Raw genomic sequence first — 16,552 nt, forward strand, 5'->3', positions numbered from 1 at the left:
CACAATTTTGTGGTCAATCCAAAACCCTGTGGGAGCGGGCTTGCTCGCGAATGGCTTCACGCTAATTTCTGGGCTAACACTGCAATATGCTCCGGCCCGATCCCGCAGCAACCGCCCAAATGACTGGCGCCGCGTTTTTTCCAATCCGCCGCCCACTGCAAGTAACCCGGCGGATCAAGGTCTTCACGCAACGGGTCCAGACCGTCATTGGCCGTGGCCTCTTTCGGTTGCGGCGGGAAGGCATTGGCGTACGCACCGATGTGAATCTTCACCCCTAAACGCTCGAAGGTTTCCCGCGCGGCATCAATCGCGGCACCGATCACTTCCGGCTGGCTGCAGTTGAACAGCAACGTCTCGACGCCCAGCTCAGCCGCCACGGCTGCGGCGTCAGCCACAGGCTCGCCCGAACGCAAGCGCGGCACTTCGTCCGTGTCCTCATCCTTCAGGGTAAACGACAGCCAGAACGGCTTGCCGTCCGTTGGCAGACCGGCATGGATCGCTCGCGCTTCAACGATCGAACTCTGGGTTTCTGCCAGCCACAGATCGACATGAGGTGCCAGACCCTTCACCAGCGGCGCCAACAATTCGGCCGCCCGAGCAGCGTCGAAAAGGTCCGGGCGATAGGACCCAAACAGCGGCGGCAATGAACCGGCCACACGCACCACTTTGCCGGAAGCCTCTACCGCGCGCCGAGCCAGCTCACCGGCCAACGCCGCGAGCGCCTGCCCTTCTGCTGCAAAACGCTCTTCGCCAATATGAAACGGCACCACCGCGTAACTGTTGCTGGTGATCACGTTGGCACCGCTTTCGATATAAGCCGTGTGCACCGCCTCTACCGCTTGCGGCGCTTCGCTCAAGGCCAGCGCCGACCACTCGGGCTGCCTGAACGGCGCACCTCGGCGTTGCAGCTCGCGACCCATGCCGCCATCCAGAATTACTGTGCTTGCTGCACCCATATGCTTTTCACTCATAAGCTTATGAAAATAACTCACTATCAGAGTCGTTCTTATAACTATTTAATACGCACCATCCGGTTAATAACAACCTCTTTTTTATCAGGGATCGACTGTGAAATTCCAACCACTCCTGGCCCTCGGCCTGACGATTCTCGCTGCCTCCACCCAAGCCTTTGGCGGCGCCACGCTGGATCGCGTCGAAAAAAAGAAAGAGCTCGTGGGCGTGTTGATGGAAAGCTATCCACCCTTCTCGTTCCTCAATGATCAGAACCAGCTCGACGGATTCGACGTCGACGTGGCCAAGGCCGTGGCAGACAAACTGGGCGTCAAACTGCGCCTCGAAACCCCGTCCTGGGACGTGATCGCCGCCGGCCGCTGGAGTGGTCGCTACGACATCTGCATCTGCTCCATGACCCCGAGCAAGGCCCGCGCCGAGGTCTTCGACTTCCCGGTCGAGTACTACGCCTCGCCAGCGGTGATCGTGGTCAACGCCAAGGACGACAGCATCCACAGTGCCAAAGACCTGAGTGGCAAGAAAGTCGGCCTCACCAGCGCCTCCAGCTATGAAAGCTACCTGAACAAAAACCTGGTGATCGAAGGCGCCGAAGACACTCAATTGCAGTACCCGTTCGAGGACGTGCAGATCGCGCCGTATGACACTGACAACGTGGCATTCCAGGACCTGGGCCTGGGCGCTGGCGTGAGGCTGGATGCGATCCTCACCAACCTTGTCACCGCCCAACCGCGCCTGACCGAAGACAAACGCTTCAAGCTCGCCGGCGAGCCGCTGTACTCGGAGCCGAACTCGGTGGCCATTGAAAAAGGCGATGCCCAGTGGGACGCCAAAGTGCGTGACGTCTTCGCTCAGCTCAAACAGGACGGCACCCTGAGCAAGCTCTCGCAGAAATGGATCGGCGCCGACATCAGCAAATGACTTCTTTCCCCAAACCTCCTCAGCCGCCACAACCGGTGGCTGAGTCGCTATTGCAACGGATCTTCGGTTTCCGCACGCGGCTGTACCTGACGTGGGCAGCGATGCTCGGGTTGTTCGCCAGCTTCTTCCTGAGCTTCGACCTGAAGTTCTCGATCATCCTCGACAAACTACCGAACCTGATCGGTCTGCACTTGGCACCCAACGGCTTTTTGCAGGGTGCGGCGCTGACGTTGTTCTTGTGCCTGTGCTCGATCGTGACCTCCTCGCTGCTGGGCTTCATCACCGCCCTGGCGCGGCTGTCGAAAAGCGCAGTGGCCTTCGGAATCGCAAGCTTCTATGCCTCATTCTTTCGTGGCACACCGCTGCTGATCCAGATTCTGCTGATCTACCTCGGCCTGCCACAACTCGGCATCGTGCCCGGCGCCATCGCCGCCGGCATCATCGCCCTGTCGCTCAACTACGGCGCGTACCTTAGCGAAATCTTCCGCGCCGGCATCCTCGGCGTCCCCCACGGCCAACGCGAAGCGTCCCTGGCCCTGGGCATGCGCGAAACCGTGATCTTCTGGCGCGTCACCCTGCCCCAGGCCATGCGCACCATCATCCCGCCAACCACCAACCAATTCATCTCGATGCTCAAAGACTCGTCGCTGATCTCGGTGATGGGGGTTTGGGAGGTGATGTTTCTGGCGCAATCGTATGGACGGTCGAGCTATCGCTACATCGAAATGCTGACGACGGCGGCGGTGATTTATTGGGTGATGTCGATCGGGTTGGAGCTGATTCAGGCGAGGATGGAGCGGCATTATGGGAAGGCGTATTTGAGCCGTAGTTAGCGAAAGGCAGATGAGTTTCCGAGTTGCGATAGCCGACCATGTCTCGATTTGTTGTAAGAAAAAGCGTCAGCCCGAACGGGTAAAAACAACCTTCCTCATTAGGCTGGCAATTTTCTACACAACCTTCTGACAACCCCCGCAAGCCTGCGGGAAGCAGCTGACATCGGTACCTATAGCCTCTCTCTTAGAGTTTGGCCTCCTGTCAAAAGAGGCCGTACTCGATGCCCGTTCAACACAAATACCGTCCAAAACACCTGGCGCTGGCCATTGCGCTTGCGCTGGGTTGCGCTGAAATTTCGCTTGCCCAGCAAGTATCCATCGATGACACCATTCCTTCGGGTGCAACGCCGGAGCAGCTCATAGCGGCGCTGGACGCATTTATAAATGATCCAGACACCCTCAAGAATCCCATCAACAGAGCAGCGGATGGTACTGATCGGACATTCGGCGATGGAGATGATCTGGTCATTGTGTCCGGCCGCGGCGTCCTTTCCGGATTTATCGACGGCGGTGACGGTGTCAACTTCCTGCAACTCGATACCGCGAGCGGTGGCACGTTAGGCGAGAGTCGTCGTTTTGAAGGCTTGGAACTCAAACGAAGCACTTGGACCATGAATGGTTCCGGTGATTTCAATACCGGTGTCCTGATACGTCCAAAAGCAACGCTAATAAATAATGGACAAATCCAGGGTGGGGCGTTGACCCAAGGAACGCTTGTCAACAACGGAAAGATTGGCGGCGGCGCGACCGTGCAATCAGGAGGCACCCTGAACAACCCAGGAACTATCGACGGTGACGTCGTTATCAATGAAAAAGGTGCTTTTGCGGGCAACGGTGTAACGGGTTCCCTGACGGTAAACGGAAAGCTTTCTGTCGACGGTTTGCACGGCGCACCGAAAGTTAAAGGTAACTTGGATCTCTCAAAAACTGCCGAGCTAACCTACGAGGTCAATGCCCACCGCAAAAGTGAAACGATATTAGTCGATGGAACCGCCAACCTTGGAGGTGCCACACTGAACATCGTTGCAGCACCGGGCGACTACCCGCTAATCAGCGAAAACAACATCCTTATTGCCAATAAAGTCGAAGGGGAATTTGGGAAAGTCCTCAACAACCTTGCCTTTTTAACGCCCAAGCTCAAATACGAAGAAAAGACTGTCGACCTGATCTTCGTCCGTAACGATGTGACGATCGAGAGTGTCGCAACCACGGATAACGGGAAGGAAGTAGCCCAAAGCATTGAAGAGCCAATGGACATAGCACAAGCCCCCTCCGTCGCTGAAACTCCGAATCCACCTGCAAGTGCCGACACATCCGTTCCGGTCTCCACACCGACAACCACCGCTGAAAAACCTTCGACAGCCGCAATACCACCTACCACCGACCAGCCCGTCACAGCCTCAACTCCACCCCCAGCTACCAATTCCGTCGCCACAGTGCCAAAGGCATCCAGCCCCACAAACGCTGCTGTCGCAGTCCTGCTCAGCGCTGACATACAAACGGCATCTGTTGCCATCGAACAGCTGGCTGGCGGCCAGAACGCCAACCTTGCGAAAGCGACCCTGAACAGTGACAGCCCAATCAGCGCGACCATGCTCTCGGCGATGCGTCAGCTGGACAGCGCCAGTAGCTACAGCAAATCCACCAGGCGCAATGCACCACGCCTGGCCGCCGGCAGCGAAGACAATGGCCGAGTCTGGCTTCAAGCATTGGGTCACGGCGGGACGCTGGATCGCGATTACGACGCTCTGAAACACACAACCCACGGCCTGGTACTGGGAGCGGATTGGGGCATCGAGGAGGACTGGCGCATCGGGGTGATGAGCGGCAAATCCGAAACGCGCCTGGACAGCCGCGGACTCGACGGCGATCTCGACAGCTGGCATTTGGGAGCTTATGCCCTACGTCAAAACGGACCAATGTCCCTGCGCCTGGGCGCGACCTATAGCAGCCACGACGGCAGCACTAAACGCCGGGTTGCCTTCAAAGGTTTCAGCGACCGCCCCGAAGGCCGTTACGATGCCAACACCCAGCAGGCCTTTGCGGAATTGGGTTACAACCTGGGACGGGCGAACGTCAGCATCGAGCCGTTTGCCAGCCTGGGCTACCAACGTTATCAGCGCGACACTTACACAGAAAAAGGTGGCGCCGCGGCACTGAAGGTACACGGTCAAACGCAGAACAATTTGAACAGCGCATTCGGCCTGCGGCTGGCGAAGCTCAACACGCTGGATAACGGCATGCAACTGACGCCGCGGTTCAGTGCCGGCTGGAAACACACTTACGGGGACGTCTACAGCGATACCCGCCAACGATTGGTGACGGGCGGAAAAAACTTCACCGTTGCCGGTGCGCAACTGGATCGTGACAGTCTGTTGGTCGATGCAGGGCTGGACCTTGGATTGTCAGCAAAACACACCCTGGGCGTCGGCCTCACTGGCGAGATCGGCACCGACAGCCGAAACCACGGCGTCACGGGTCAGTGGCGAATGAGTTTCTAACAGCCACAAACCCGGGGCGAAAAAAAAGGGGAGCACATGCCCCCCCGAGGTTAAAAGCGGTGTATCGAGGCTGTTAACTCAGCCTTCGATCTCGATCAGGATTTCGCCCGGGTTCACCCGGTCGCCCTTGGCCACGTGGATGGCGGTGACTTTGCCGGCGATGGCCGCCTGCACTTCGGTTTCCATCTTCATCGCTTCGGTGATCAGCACGGCCTGGCCGGCTTTCACGGTGTCGCCTTCCTTGACCAGCACGTCGACGATGTTGCCCGGCATGGTGGTGCTGACGTGGCCCGGTGCAGTGGCTTGCTTGCGCTTGCTGCTGCCGCCGCTGACGAATTCGTTGAGCGGTTCGAACACCACTTCTTCCGGCATGCCGTCGATAGACAGGTAGAAGTGACGCTTGCCTTCAGCCTTGACGCCGACACCGGTGATGTCGACGCGGTAGGTTTCGCCGTGGACGTCGATGACGAACTCGGTCGGCACGCCTTCGCCACCGGCCGAGGTCACACCGCCGGCTTCAGGAATCGGCAGCAGCACTTCTGGAGTCAGGGTGCCGGCAGCGCGTTCTTCGAGGAACTTGCGACCGATGTCCGGGAACATGGCGTAGGTCAGCACGTCTTCTTCAGACTTGGCCACAGTGCCGATTTCGGCACGCAGCTTGGTCATCTCCGGCTTGAGCAGGTCAGCCGGACGCACGTCGATCACTTCTTCGCTGCCGATGGCCTGGCGACGCAGTTTTTCGTTCACGGTGCCCGGCGCTTTTCCATAGCCGCCTTGCAGGTAAAGCTTCACTTCGTTGGTGATGGTCTTGTAGCGCTCGCCGGCCAGCACGTTGAAGAACGCCTGGGTGCCGACGATCTGCGAGGTCGGGGTCACCAGCGGCGGGAAGCCGAGGTCTTCACGAACGCGCGGGATTTCGGCCAGCACTTCGCTCATGCGGTTCAGGGCGCCCTGCTCTTTCAACTGGTTGGCCAGGTTGGAAATCATCCCGCCCGGTACCTGATTGACTTGAACGCGGGTGTCGACGGCGGTGAACTCGCTTTCGAACTGGTGGTACTTTTTGCGCACGGCGTAGAAGTACAGACCGATCTCTTGCAGCAGTTCCAGGTTCAGGCCGGTGTCGAATTCGCTGCCTTTAAGGGCGGCAACCATCGACTCGGTGCCAGGGTGGCTGGTGCCCCAGGCGAAGCTGGAGATCGCGGTATCGATGTGGTCGGCACCGTTTTCGATGGCCTTCATTTGGCACATCGCGGCCAGACCAGCCGTGTCGTGCGAGTGAATGAACACTGGCAGCGATTGCTCGGATTTCAACGCCTTGACCAGTTCGCCGGTGGCGTACGGAGTCAGCAGGCCGGCCATGTCCTTGATCGCCACCGAGTCGCAACCCATGGCTTCCATTTGCTTGGCTTGCGCCACGAATGCCTCGATGGTGTGCACCGGGCTGGTGGTGTAGGCGATGGTGCCTTGAGCGTGTTTGCCGGCGGCTTTCACCGCTTCGATGGCGACTCGCAGGTTACGTACGTCGTTCATGGCGTCGAAGATGCGGAACACATCGATGCCATTGACCGCGGCCTTGGCGACGAAGGCTTTGACCACGTCGTCGCTGTAATGGCGGTAACCCAGCAGGTTCTGGCCACGCAGGAGCATTTGCAGGCGAGTGTTAGGCAGCGCCGCGCGCAGTTGACGCAAGCGCTCCCACGGATCTTCTTTCAGAAAGCGTACGCAGGCGTCGAAGGTCGCGCCGCCCCAGCATTCCAGCGACCAGTAGCCGACTTTGTCGAGCTTGTCGCAGATCGGCAGCATGTCTTCGGTGCGCATGCGGGTCGCGAGCAGCGATTGGTGGGCGTCGCGCAGGATTGTGTCGGTAACGTAGATTTGTTTGCTCATTGTTCTATTCCTCACAGGCCTGCGTGGGCGGCGATGGCGGCGGCGATGGCCAGGGCCAGCTCTTCGGGTTTGCGCTTGATCGAGTAGTTGGTCAGTTCAGGGTGGCTTTCAACGAAGCTGGTGTTGAACTGACCGCTACGGAATTCCGGATTACGCAGGATTTCCTGGTAGTACGCGGCGGTGGTCTTGACCCCTTGCAGACGCATGTCGTCCAAGGCGCGCAAGCCACGGTCCATCGCCTCTTCCCACGTCAGCGCCCAGACCACCAGTTTCAGGCACATGGAGTCGTAGAACGGCGGAATGGTGTAACCGGTGTAAATCGCCGTGTCAGTGCGCACGCCGGGGCCGCCGGGTGCGTAGTAACGGGTGATTTTGCCAAAGCTCGGCAGGAAGTTGTTTTTCGGGTCTTCGGCGTTGATCCGGAATTGCAGCGCGAAACCGCGGTGCTGGATATCTTCCTGTTTCACCGAAAGCGGGAGGCCTGACGCGATGCGAATCTGCTCGCGAACGATGTCGATGCCGGTGATTTCTTCGGTGATGGTGTGTTCCACCTGCACCCGTGTGTTCATCTCCATGAAGTACACCTCGCCCTCGGCGAGCAGGAACTCCACGGTGCCGGCATTCTCGTAACCCACGGCTTTGGCTGCGCGCACCGACAGGTCGCCGATGTAGGCGCGCTGTTCCGGGGTCAGTTGCGGGCTCGGGGCGATCTCGATGAGCTTCTGGTTGCGACGCTGGATCGAACAATCACGCTCGAACAGGTGCACCACGTTGCCAAAGCTGTCGCCGAGGATCTGCGCTTCGATGTGTTTCGGATTGACGATGCATTTTTCCAGGAACACTTCCGCCGAACCAAAGGCCTTGGTGGCTTCGGAAATGACCCGCGGGAATGCTTGTTCAAGTTCTTCCCGGCTGTCGCAGCGACGGATACCACGGCCACCACCACCGGAAGTCGCCTTGAGCATCACCGGATAGCCGATGCGGTCGCCTTCGATCAAAGCTTCCGCGATATCCGCGACGTTGCCTTCGGTCCCCGGGGTAACGGGTACGCCAGCCTTGATCATGCTGCGACGGGCTTCAGTCTTGTCGCCCATGCGGCGAATCACTTCAGCCGATGGACCGATGAACTTGATGCCGCGCTCTGCGCAGATATCTGCCAGTTCAGCGTTTTCCGAGAGGAAACCGTAGCCGGGGTGCAGCGCATCGCAACCGGTTTCTACTGCCAGATTCACCAGCTTGCGCGCATTCAGGTAACCCGCCAGTGGCTCGGCACCAATGCTGTGGGCCTCGTCCGCGCGTTTCACATGCAGCGCATGGCGGTCGGCGTCGGAATAGATCGCGACCGAGCGAATGCCCATCTCGGCGCAGGCACGCACGATTCGTACGGCAATCTCACCACGGTTGGCGATCAGGATCTTTTTTATCACTTGGAGGTTCCCTTGAGCCGGTGGTACCCACGACCTGCTAGACCAGGTCGACGCGTGACCAAATGTTTCGATTCAGTCGCAGCCCCACACTAGCCCCCACAAGGGATTAACAAAAATGAATAATAATTGGGTCAGGCATAAGCAAAGACTTATAGTTGACTCATCAGCCTGCGGTGAGAGCGCCTAAAAAATGCGTAAGTCCTTGATGCGTATGACATTGCGCCAATTACAGATCTTCAATGAAGTCTGTGATTTGCGGTCCTACAGCCGCGCAGCCGACGAAATGTCTCTCACACAACCTGCCGTGAGCCTACAGATTCGTCAACTTGAAGAGCTGATTGGTCAGCCTTTGTTCGATTACGTCGGCAAAAAGCTCTACATGACCGAGGCAGCCGAAGCCCTTCAACGCGCCAGCCGGGACATTTTCGGACGCCTGGAAAACCTCGATATGCAGCTTTCAGACATGCAGGGATCGCTGCAAGGACAGCTGAAACTGGCGGTGGAATCCAGCGCCAAGTATTTCGTGCCGCACCTGTTTGCCGCGTTCAAGCGCCAGCATCCGGAAGTGAACCTGCAACTGACGGTGGTCAATCGCGGGCAGGTCATTCGACGACTGTCGGACAACCGCGACGACCTGGTGATCATGTCCATGGTGCCGCAGGACATGGGGCTGGAGTTCTTGCCATTCCTCAACAACCCGATCGTTGCCGTGGCGCCACCGGATCATCCGCTGTGCCACATGGGCCCGCTGCGTTTGCAGGATCTTGAACCCTACACACTGCTGATGCGCGAATCCGGCTCCGGGACGCGGCTGGCTTGCGAAGAATATTTCAAAGAGAAGCGCGTGCACTTCAACCAGACCCAGGAAGTCTCGTCAGCCGAAGCCCAGCGTGAATGTGTGCTGGCGGGTCTGGGCGTGGCGCTGTTGACGCGTCACGCCCTGAACCTTGAGTTGGCGACCGGCGGATTGATCGAGTTGCCGGTCGAAGAGCTGCCGCTGTACCGCAGCTGGTGCCTGGTGCAAGCCAAGGCGAAACGACTGTCACCGGTGGCGCACGCGTTCCTTGCGTTTATTCGCAGCGAGCGTGTGCAGATCAGCGTGCTGGTTGAGCGTTTCGACGGGAAGTTGCCGGTGCCGCCTGCCAGTAGTTGAGCTCCAGCTCAGGGAAATCACCGATCTCGGCCAGCAGTTGGCGACGTTCGCAGCGATCTTCGATAGCGCGGCGAAATTCCATGCGGCGCTGGTCTTCCTGCTGACGACGGGTTCTGGTGGCGCTGTTGCGTTCTTCGTAGGGCTGGGCCATTTCGAGTCTCCCAAGGCGATTACGGGAGTTTCAAGATAGGCGCGCGGGATGACGGTTTGGCGGCGGGTGGGTTACAGGGATGTGAATGTTTGTTGAGCGCTGCCGTACCTGTGGCGAGGGAGCTTGCTCCCGCTGGGTCGCGAAGCGGCCCTAAGATTTTGCGACTGCTGCGCAGCCGAGCGGGAGCAAGCTCCCTCGCCACAATTCCAGCAAAATCAATCGTCCAGCGCTTTTACCGATTTAGGCGACAGCCGCAAGCTGCGCAGGCTGCGCTTGACGCTCTTGAGGTGATTGACCAGGCTCGGCCCGCGCGCCATGGCCACGCCCATCGCCAACACGTCGATCACCACCAGGTGGGCGATGCGCGAGGTCAGCGGCGTATAGATCTCGGTGTCTTCGTGCACATCGATCGCCAGGTTGACGGTCGACAGTTCGGCCAACGGTGTCTGGCTCGGGCACAAGGTAATCAGCGAAGCGCCACTTTCGCGCACCAGGTTGGCGGTGATCAACAAATCTTTGGAACGCCCGGACTGGGAAATACAGATCGCCACGTCGGTCGGTTTCAACGTGACCGCCGACATCGCCTGCATGTGCGGGTCGGAATACGCCGCCGCTGTCAGCAACAAACGGAAGAACTTATGCTGGGCATCGGCCGCCACTGCACCCGACGCACCAAAGCCATAGAACTCGACCCGCTGAGCCTGAGACATGAGCGACACAGCACGCTGCAACTCCACCGGATCGAGCTTCTCGCGAACCTCCATCAGCGTGTGCAGGGTGGTGTCGAAGATTTTCAGGCTGTAGTCAGCGACCGAGTCGTCCTCATGAATCGCGAATTGCCCGAAGCTCGCGCCGGCAGCCAGGCTCTGTGCCAGCTTCAGCTTCAAGTCCTGGAAACCGGAGCAACCGATGGCGCGGCAGAACCGCACGATGGTCGGTTCGCTGATGCCCACGTTGTGGGCCAGGTCGGCCATGGAGCTGTGCATCACCGCCGCAGGATCAAGCAGCACGTGGTCGGCGACCTTGAGCTCCGACTTGCGTAAGAGGTGGCGTGACTGGGCGATGTGTTGCAGCAGATTCAAAGGGCTGGACTCTTTGTTATTGGCAGGTGCCGGGGATGTAGCACGCTTGTAGTTATACTACATGAATCGGCTTTTTGCCTGCTCAATGCGTAACTCGATGTCCCCATTTCACGCCACATGCGCTCCATGTAGCCCTTACAAGGGTTTCGCGTCCGCACGCAACAGCCCCGCCAGGTCATCGGCCTCGACCGGGCGGCTAATCAAATAACCCTGCACTTCATCGCAGTGCTCGGCTTTCAAAAACTCCAACTGCTCTGCCCGCTCCACACCCTCGGCCACCACTTTGAGCGACAGGCCGTGCGCCATGGCAATGATTGCCCGGGTGATCGCCGCATCCTCGCTGCCCTCCCCCAGACCGCGGATAAATGCCTGATCGATCTTCACGTAATCCACAGGGATGCGCTTGAGATAGCTCAAGGACGAATAACCCGTGCCGAAATCGTCGATCGCCAGCTTCACGCCCAGATCGCGCAATTGCTGGAAGGTCGCAATGATGTGCTCGACGCTGTCCAGCAACTGACTTTCGGTGAGTTCCAGCTCCAGGTAGTGCGGCGCCAGACCGGTTTCTTCCAGCACCTGACGCACCAGGCTGACCAGTTTGCCCTGACGCAATTGATGCACCGACAGATTGACCGACACCCGTATCGGTTCAAGCCCCTGACGCTGCCACTCACAGGCTTGCCAGCAAGCCTGACGCAGCACGAACTCGCCGATCGGGCCGATCAACCCGGTTTCCTCGGCCAGGCCGATGAAGTCCCCCGGCGGCACGCGGCCCATGGTCGGGTGATCCCAACGCACCAGCGCCTCGGCGGCATTCAGCCGGCCCGTGGCGAGGCACAGCTTCGGTTGGTAAAACACCTTCAGTTGCTTCTCTTCGATGGCCTTGCGCAGCTGATTTTCCAGCTGCAAGCGCTCCAGCGTGCTGGCTTGCAGGCTGTCGGTGTAGAACTGGAAGTTATTTCCGCCCAAGTGCTTGGCGTGCTGCATGGCCATATTCGACTGATGGACCAGCGCGGAAATTTCTCGCGCGTTGTCCGGCAACATACTGATGCCCATGGACGCGCTAACCACCAGTTCATGGCCCTCGACAGTGATCGGCAAACGCAGCTTGGTCGACAGTCGGGTCGCCACCCGCGCCAGGCTCGACAGGTTGCCGTAGGCATTGAACAACACGGCAAACTCATCGCCGGATAAGCGAGCGATGGTGTCCGCTTCAGGCAACGCATTGACCAGCCGCCGAGCCATTTTCTGCAAGAGCTGGTCGGCGATTTCATGGCCAAGGCTGTCATTGAGCAGCTTGAAGCGATCCAGATTGATGTGCAGCAACGCCAGACTGCGGTAGCCGCCCTGGCGCACCCGCTGATGAGCTTCGCTTAGCCGTTCGCGGAATAGAGAACGGTTGGCCAGGCCCGTTAATTCGTCGTAATGCGCCAGGTAACGCATGCGCTCTTCAGATTCGCGCCGTGCCGACAGATCGGCGAAGAAGCCTACAATATGGCTCACATTTCCCCGAGCATCGCGCACAGCGTTCAGTTGCAACCATTGCGGATACAACTCGCCATTCTTGCGGGTTTCTACCAGCTCGCCCTGCCAACTGCCGTGCTGCTCCAGCGCCTGATGAATCGCCGTGTAGTGCCGGCGGGCATCCCGGCTGCACGGCAACTCGACCACGTTGCGTCCGATCATGTCTTCAATTTCATAGCCTGTGACTCGGCTGAAGGCCTGGTTGACCGCGATCAGCGCGTAATTCGGATCGAAAATCACGATGCCTTCGCTGGCGGCTTCGAACACCGTCGCGGCCAGTTGCCGTTGCTCTTCCAGAGCTTTGCTGTCGCTGATGTCGCGACGGGTTCCGACCATGCGGATCACCCGGCCATTTTCGCCGCGCTCAACCGCTCGACCTCGGTCCTCGATCCAGACCCAATGGCCATCGCCGTGGCGCACGCGGTACTCAATTTGATAATCCTCGCTGCGGCCCTTCAGATGCTCGACCAGCGCACGCTTGAGCGACGGCAAGTCATCGGGGTGCAGGCGCGGCTTGAGGTGGCGAAGCATCGCCGTCACGAATTCCGGCTCCAGGCCGAACAACTCCTGAAGATGGGTGTGATGGACTTCGTCGGTTTGCAGGTTCCAGTCCCACAACCCGAGTTCACTGGCCTTCAACGCCAGCGCCAGACGCGCTTCACTCTTGCTCAGGGCCTGATTGGCGGCGTCCAGCTCCAGGCTGCGCTGGGCAACACGGCTTTCCAGCTCGATCTGAATTTGCCGCAACTCGTCTTCGGCACGACGGCGCTGGTCGATTTCCTTGGCCAGCTTTTGATTGAGCTGGTCGCTGCAGCTTTGAGCCTGCTGCAAGTGCTCGATCAGTGCCTGATTCTGGAAGCGCCGCAACAGTCCGCTATCGATGAGCCGATTGACCTGCCAGGCGACCACACTCAAGGCGCCCAGCAAAATCAGGCCGAACCAGCCCCAGCCCTGATCTTGCTCATCGCCGCCCCAGAACAGATAGCCGATGGCCGGTAACAGACAGGGCAAGGTAAAGGACAGGAACGCCGGCAGGCTGACCGCGTAGGCAACGCTGGCCGAAAGCGCTGCGGCACCAATCAGGCCGAACACCCAGGCTTGTTGCATGAAGTTATCGGCGGGTACTAGCGCAATGCCGGCGCCGGCCAAGGTCAGGCCGGTCATGGCCGAACCCAGCAAAAACATGCGGCGCCAGATCGGATGGGCCTGACGGTTGGGTATCGCCGAATCGAAGGCCGCGACTTGAATCACCCGCAACGCCACCAGTGACAGCAGCCACACCAGCCAGACGCTGACCAGGAAGTAACGCTGCGGACTCCAAAGCAAGCCAGCGCAGACCAGACCATTGATCAACATGAACAACGTGGGCAGCAACGAGCCCTGATAAAGCAGACGCGTGCGTTCGACCGCCATTTCCATGGCGTACTGTTTGCGGATAACCCGGGGCTCCACAACGGGGCCCGACAGGTCGGTGCTGAGGGTCATAGGCAATGTTCTTGTTCTTATAATGGTGAGCATGAGCCCGAAACGTCGACGGAGCATACACAAGCAAATGCCCGGACCAAACTGCTCCAGATCATAAAATCGACAAAAACTGCAGCCCCCCATACCCGCTGAAAAGCCTCGGAGCGAGCCCCGCCACCGCCTGCAGCCAGTGACCGACCGGTCGTCATCCGTGCTTCTTTCATCGGCTAATGCAAAGCTCGGTTTGCCCGGTGTGACGGCGCACCCTAGAATGCCCCGATGCGCGATGATCTCTCCCTTCTGCTGAACTCCCTCAACGATGCCCAACGCCAGGCCGTAGCTGCCCGCGTGGGTCGTCAGTTGGTCCTGGCCGGTGCTGGTTCCGGTAAAACCCGAGTGCTGGTGCACCGTATCGCCTGGTTGATCCAGGTCGAAAACGCCTCGCCCCACTCCATCCTGTCGGTGACCTTCACCAATAAGGCCGCTGCCGAGATGCGTCATCGCATCGAGCAGCTGATGGGTATCAACCCGGCCGGCATGTGGGTCGGCACCTTCCACGGCCTGGCGCACCGCTTGTTGCGGGCGCACTGGCAGGAAGCCGGCCTGAGCCAGACTTTCCAGATTCTCGACAGCGACGACCAGCAACGGCTGGTCAAGCGGGTGATCCGCGAGCTGGGCCTGGACGAGCAACGCTGGCCGGCCCGTCAGGCCCAGTGGTTCATCAACGGGCAGAAAGACGAAGGTCTGCGTCCGCAACACATTCAAGCCAGCGGCGATCTGTTTCTGGCAACCATGCGCAGCATTTATGAAGCCTATGAGGCTGCGTGCCTGCGCGCTGGCGTGATCGATTTCTCCGAACTGCTGCTGCGCGCCCTCGACTTGTGGCGCGATCACCCGGGCTTGCTGGCTCATTATCAGAAACGCTTCCGGCACATTTTGGTGGACGAGTTCCAGGACACCAACGCCGTGCAGTACGCCTGGTTGCGTCTGCTGGCCAAGGGCGGCGACAGCCTGATGGTGGTCGGCGACGACGATCAGTCGATCTATGGCTGGCGCGGCGCGAAAATCGAAAACATCTATCAGTATTCCGACGATTTTCCAGATGCCGAAACCATTCGTCTGGAGCAGAACTACCGCTCCACCGCCGGCATCCTCAAAGCGGCCAACGCCCTGATCGCCAATAACACCGGACGCATGGGCAAAGAGCTGTGGACCGACGGCGGCGAAGGCGAAGCGATCAACCTGTACGCCGCGTTCAACGAACACGATGAAGCACGTTACGTGGTGGAAACCATCGAAAGCGCGCTGAAAACCGGCTTGGCCCGCAGCGACATCGCGATTTTGTACCGCTCCAACGCCCAATCACGCGTTTTGGAAGAAGCCTTGCTGCGTGAGCGCATTCCGTACCGCATCTATGGCGGTCAGCGCTTCTTCGAACGGGCAGAAATCAAAAACGCCATGGCCTACCTGCGCTTGCTGGAAGGTCGCGGCAACGATGCAGCGCTGGAGCGGGTGATCAACGTTCCGGCCCGCGGTATCGGTGAGAAAACCGTAGAAGCGATCCGCGACCATGCCCGTCACAGCGATGTGTCGATGTGGGAAGCCATGCGCCTGCTGGTCGCCAATAAAGGCCTGACCGGTCGCGCTGCTGGCGCGCTCGGTGCCTTTATCGAGTTGATCGAGAACCTCGCCGCCAAGTGCATGGAAATGCCGCTGCATCTGATGACCCAGACCGTCATCGAGCAGTCGGGGCTGATCGCCTACCACGAAGCGGAAAAAGGCGAGAAAGGCCAAGCCAGGGTAGAAAACCTTGAGGAACTGGTCAGCGCCGCACGCAACTTCGAAAACGCTGAAGAAGACGAAGACCTGACGCCATTGGCGGCGTTCCTCGGTCATGCGTCGCTGGAAGCCGGGGACACTCAGGCTGACGAGCACGAAGACAGCATTCAGTTGATGACCTTGCACAGCGCCAAGGGTCTGGAATTCCCTTATGTGTTCCTGGTGGGCATGGAAGAAGGTCTGTTCCCGCACAAGATGAGCCTTGAAGAACCGGGTCGTCTTGAAGAGGAGCGCCGTTTGGCCTACGTCGGTATCACCCGGGCGATGCAGAATCTGGTGATGACCTATGCTGAAACCCGACGCCTGTACGGCAGCGAGACTTACAACAAGGTGTCGCGTTTCGTACGTGAAGTGCCGAAAGGCCTTATCCAGGAAGTGCGGCTGTCCAACAGCGTCAGCCGTCCGTTCGGCGGTGGTCAGCAGCAGAGCTCCAGCAGCCTGTTTGGCGGTAGCGAGATCCCGGACACCGGGTTCAGCCTCGGCCAAGCCGTACGCCATTCGGTGTTTGGCGACGGCGTGATCCTGAACTTCGAAGGTGCCGGGGCTCAGGCCCGGGTGCAGGTGAACTTCAGCGAAGGCAGCAAGTGGCTGATGCTGGGCTACGCGAAGCTGGAAGCGGTATAAAGACAACCGAGAGCTTTTTGTGGGAGCGGGCTTACTCGCGAAGGCAGCACCGCGGTGTATCAGAGGCACCGCGTCATCGTTCTTCGCGAGCAAGCCCGCTCCCACAGGTTGATGCCCTGACTCCTACAAAACTTATCCACTCGTCTTACAGACCAAAGTTAACAGGCCTTATTGCGC

At 59.2% G+C, this 16,552-nt stretch carries 11 protein-coding genes; 5 read left to right on the forward strand and 6 right to left on the reverse strand.

Going from position 1 to position 16,552, the window contains the following annotated elements:
* Positions 1–56 precede the first annotated feature (56 nt).
* Entirely contained in the window at positions 57–956 is a 900-nt protein-coding gene (locus KGB23_RS12650; RefSeq protein ID WP_223431314.1) for a homocysteine S-methyltransferase family protein, read from the reverse strand.
* 112 nt (positions 957–1,068) lie between these two features.
* Here KGB23_RS12650 and KGB23_RS12655 point away from each other — a divergent pair, with 112 nt between their 5' ends.
* The 3 genes from KGB23_RS12655 to KGB23_RS12665 all read left to right on the forward strand — a co-directional run bounded on the left by KGB23_RS12655 (position 1,069) and on the right by KGB23_RS12665 (position 5,224).
* Entirely contained in the window at positions 1,069–1,890 is an 822-nt protein-coding gene (locus KGB23_RS12655; RefSeq protein WP_033059249.1) for an ABC transporter substrate-binding protein, read from the forward strand.
* Entirely contained in the window at positions 1,887–2,723 is an 837-nt protein-coding gene (locus KGB23_RS12660) for an amino acid ABC transporter permease (RefSeq protein WP_046044976.1), read from the forward strand. The genes KGB23_RS12655 and KGB23_RS12660 overlap by 4 nt, the downstream gene beginning before the upstream one ends.
* Before the next feature lie 221 nt (positions 2,724–2,944).
* Positions 2,945–5,224, forward strand: a complete 2,280-nt coding sequence (locus KGB23_RS12665) for an autotransporter domain-containing protein (protein ID WP_223431315.1) — start codon at positions 2,945–2,947, stop codon at positions 5,222–5,224.
* Positions 5,225–5,302: 78 nt separating this feature from the next.
* Here the strand turns inward: KGB23_RS12665 and oadA are convergent, their stop codons facing one another.
* Positions 5,303–7,111: a sodium-extruding oxaloacetate decarboxylase subunit alpha gene (oadA, locus tag KGB23_RS12670; RefSeq protein WP_223431316.1), complete on the reverse strand. Its 1,809-nt coding sequence runs from the start codon at positions 7,109–7,111 to the stop codon at positions 5,303–5,305.
* Between the two features lie 11 nt (positions 7,112–7,122).
* Positions 7,123–8,538 (reverse strand): acetyl-CoA carboxylase biotin carboxylase subunit, encoded by a 1,416-nt coding sequence (locus KGB23_RS12675; protein WP_008156643.1) that lies wholly within the window; start codon positions 8,536–8,538, stop codon positions 7,123–7,125.
* Positions 8,539–8,728: 190 nt separating this feature from the next.
* On the opposite strand from KGB23_RS12675, the gene KGB23_RS12680 reads away from it, so the two are divergent.
* The gene (locus tag KGB23_RS12680) at positions 8,729–9,691 is read left to right on the forward strand and encodes a LysR family transcriptional regulator (protein WP_046044972.1); all 963 of its coding nucleotides are present in this window, start codon (positions 8,729–8,731) and stop codon (positions 9,689–9,691) included.
* Here KGB23_RS12680 and KGB23_RS12685 read toward each other — a convergent pair.
* The 3 genes from KGB23_RS12685 to KGB23_RS12695 all read right to left on the reverse strand — a co-directional run bounded on the left by KGB23_RS12685 (position 9,633) and on the right by KGB23_RS12695 (position 13,933).
* Positions 9,633–9,842: a PA3496 family putative envelope integrity protein gene (locus tag KGB23_RS12685; protein ID WP_223431317.1), complete on the reverse strand. Its 210-nt coding sequence runs from the start codon at positions 9,840–9,842 to the stop codon at positions 9,633–9,635. The two genes, KGB23_RS12680 and KGB23_RS12685, sit on opposite strands and share 59 nt — an antisense overlap.
* A 215-nt stretch (positions 9,843–10,057) precedes the next feature.
* Positions 10,058–10,924 carry a transcriptional regulator HexR gene (gene hexR / locus KGB23_RS12690; RefSeq protein WP_008156648.1) on the reverse strand — a complete coding sequence of 289 codons (867 nt, stop codon included), beginning with the start codon at positions 10,922–10,924 and terminating at the stop codon, positions 10,058–10,060.
* 135 nt (positions 10,925–11,059) lie between these two features.
* On the reverse strand, positions 11,060–13,933 hold the full coding sequence (locus tag KGB23_RS12695) for an EAL domain-containing protein (protein ID WP_223431318.1): 2,874 nt from the start codon (positions 13,931–13,933) through the stop codon (positions 11,060–11,062).
* Between the two features lie 258 nt (positions 13,934–14,191).
* Between KGB23_RS12695 and uvrD the strand changes: the two genes are divergently transcribed.
* On the forward strand, positions 14,192–16,375 hold the full coding sequence (gene uvrD, locus KGB23_RS12700; RefSeq protein ID WP_046044969.1) for a DNA helicase II: 2,184 nt from the start codon (positions 14,192–14,194) through the stop codon (positions 16,373–16,375).
* Positions 16,376–16,552: the final 177 nt, after the last annotated feature.

It is taken from the genome of Pseudomonas sp. GL-B-26 (genome assembly GCF_019947405.1).
Taxonomy (GTDB): Bacteria; Pseudomonadota; Gammaproteobacteria; order Pseudomonadales; family Pseudomonadaceae; genus Aquipseudomonas.

Excerpts from the sequence above, each read along its gene's own strand:
- KGB23_RS12650 (WP_223431314.1), bottom strand. The coding sequence starts at position 956 with ATGGGTGCAGCAAGCACAGTAATTCTGGATGGCGGCATGGGTCGCGAG.
- KGB23_RS12695 (WP_223431318.1), bottom strand. The coding sequence starts at position 13,933 with ATGACCCTCAGCACCGACCTGTCGGGCCCCGTTGTGGAGCCCCGGGTT.
- KGB23_RS12665 (WP_223431315.1), top strand. The coding sequence starts at position 2,945 with ATGCCCGTTCAACACAAATACCGTCCAAAACACCTGGCGCTGGCCATT.
- KGB23_RS12680 (WP_046044972.1), top strand. The coding sequence starts at position 8,729 with ATGCGTAAGTCCTTGATGCGTATGACATTGCGCCAATTACAGATCTTC.
- KGB23_RS12660 (WP_046044976.1), top strand. The coding sequence starts at position 1,887 with ATGACTTCTTTCCCCAAACCTCCTCAGCCGCCACAACCGGTGGCTGAG.
- KGB23_RS12685 (WP_223431317.1), bottom strand. The coding sequence starts at position 9,842 with ATGGCCCAGCCCTACGAAGAACGCAACAGCGCCACCAGAACCCGTCGT.
- oadA (WP_223431316.1), bottom strand. The coding sequence starts at position 7,111 with ATGAGCAAACAAATCTACGTTACCGACACAATCCTGCGCGACGCCCAC.
- uvrD (WP_046044969.1), top strand. The coding sequence starts at position 14,192 with ATGCGCGATGATCTCTCCCTTCTGCTGAACTCCCTCAACGATGCCCAA.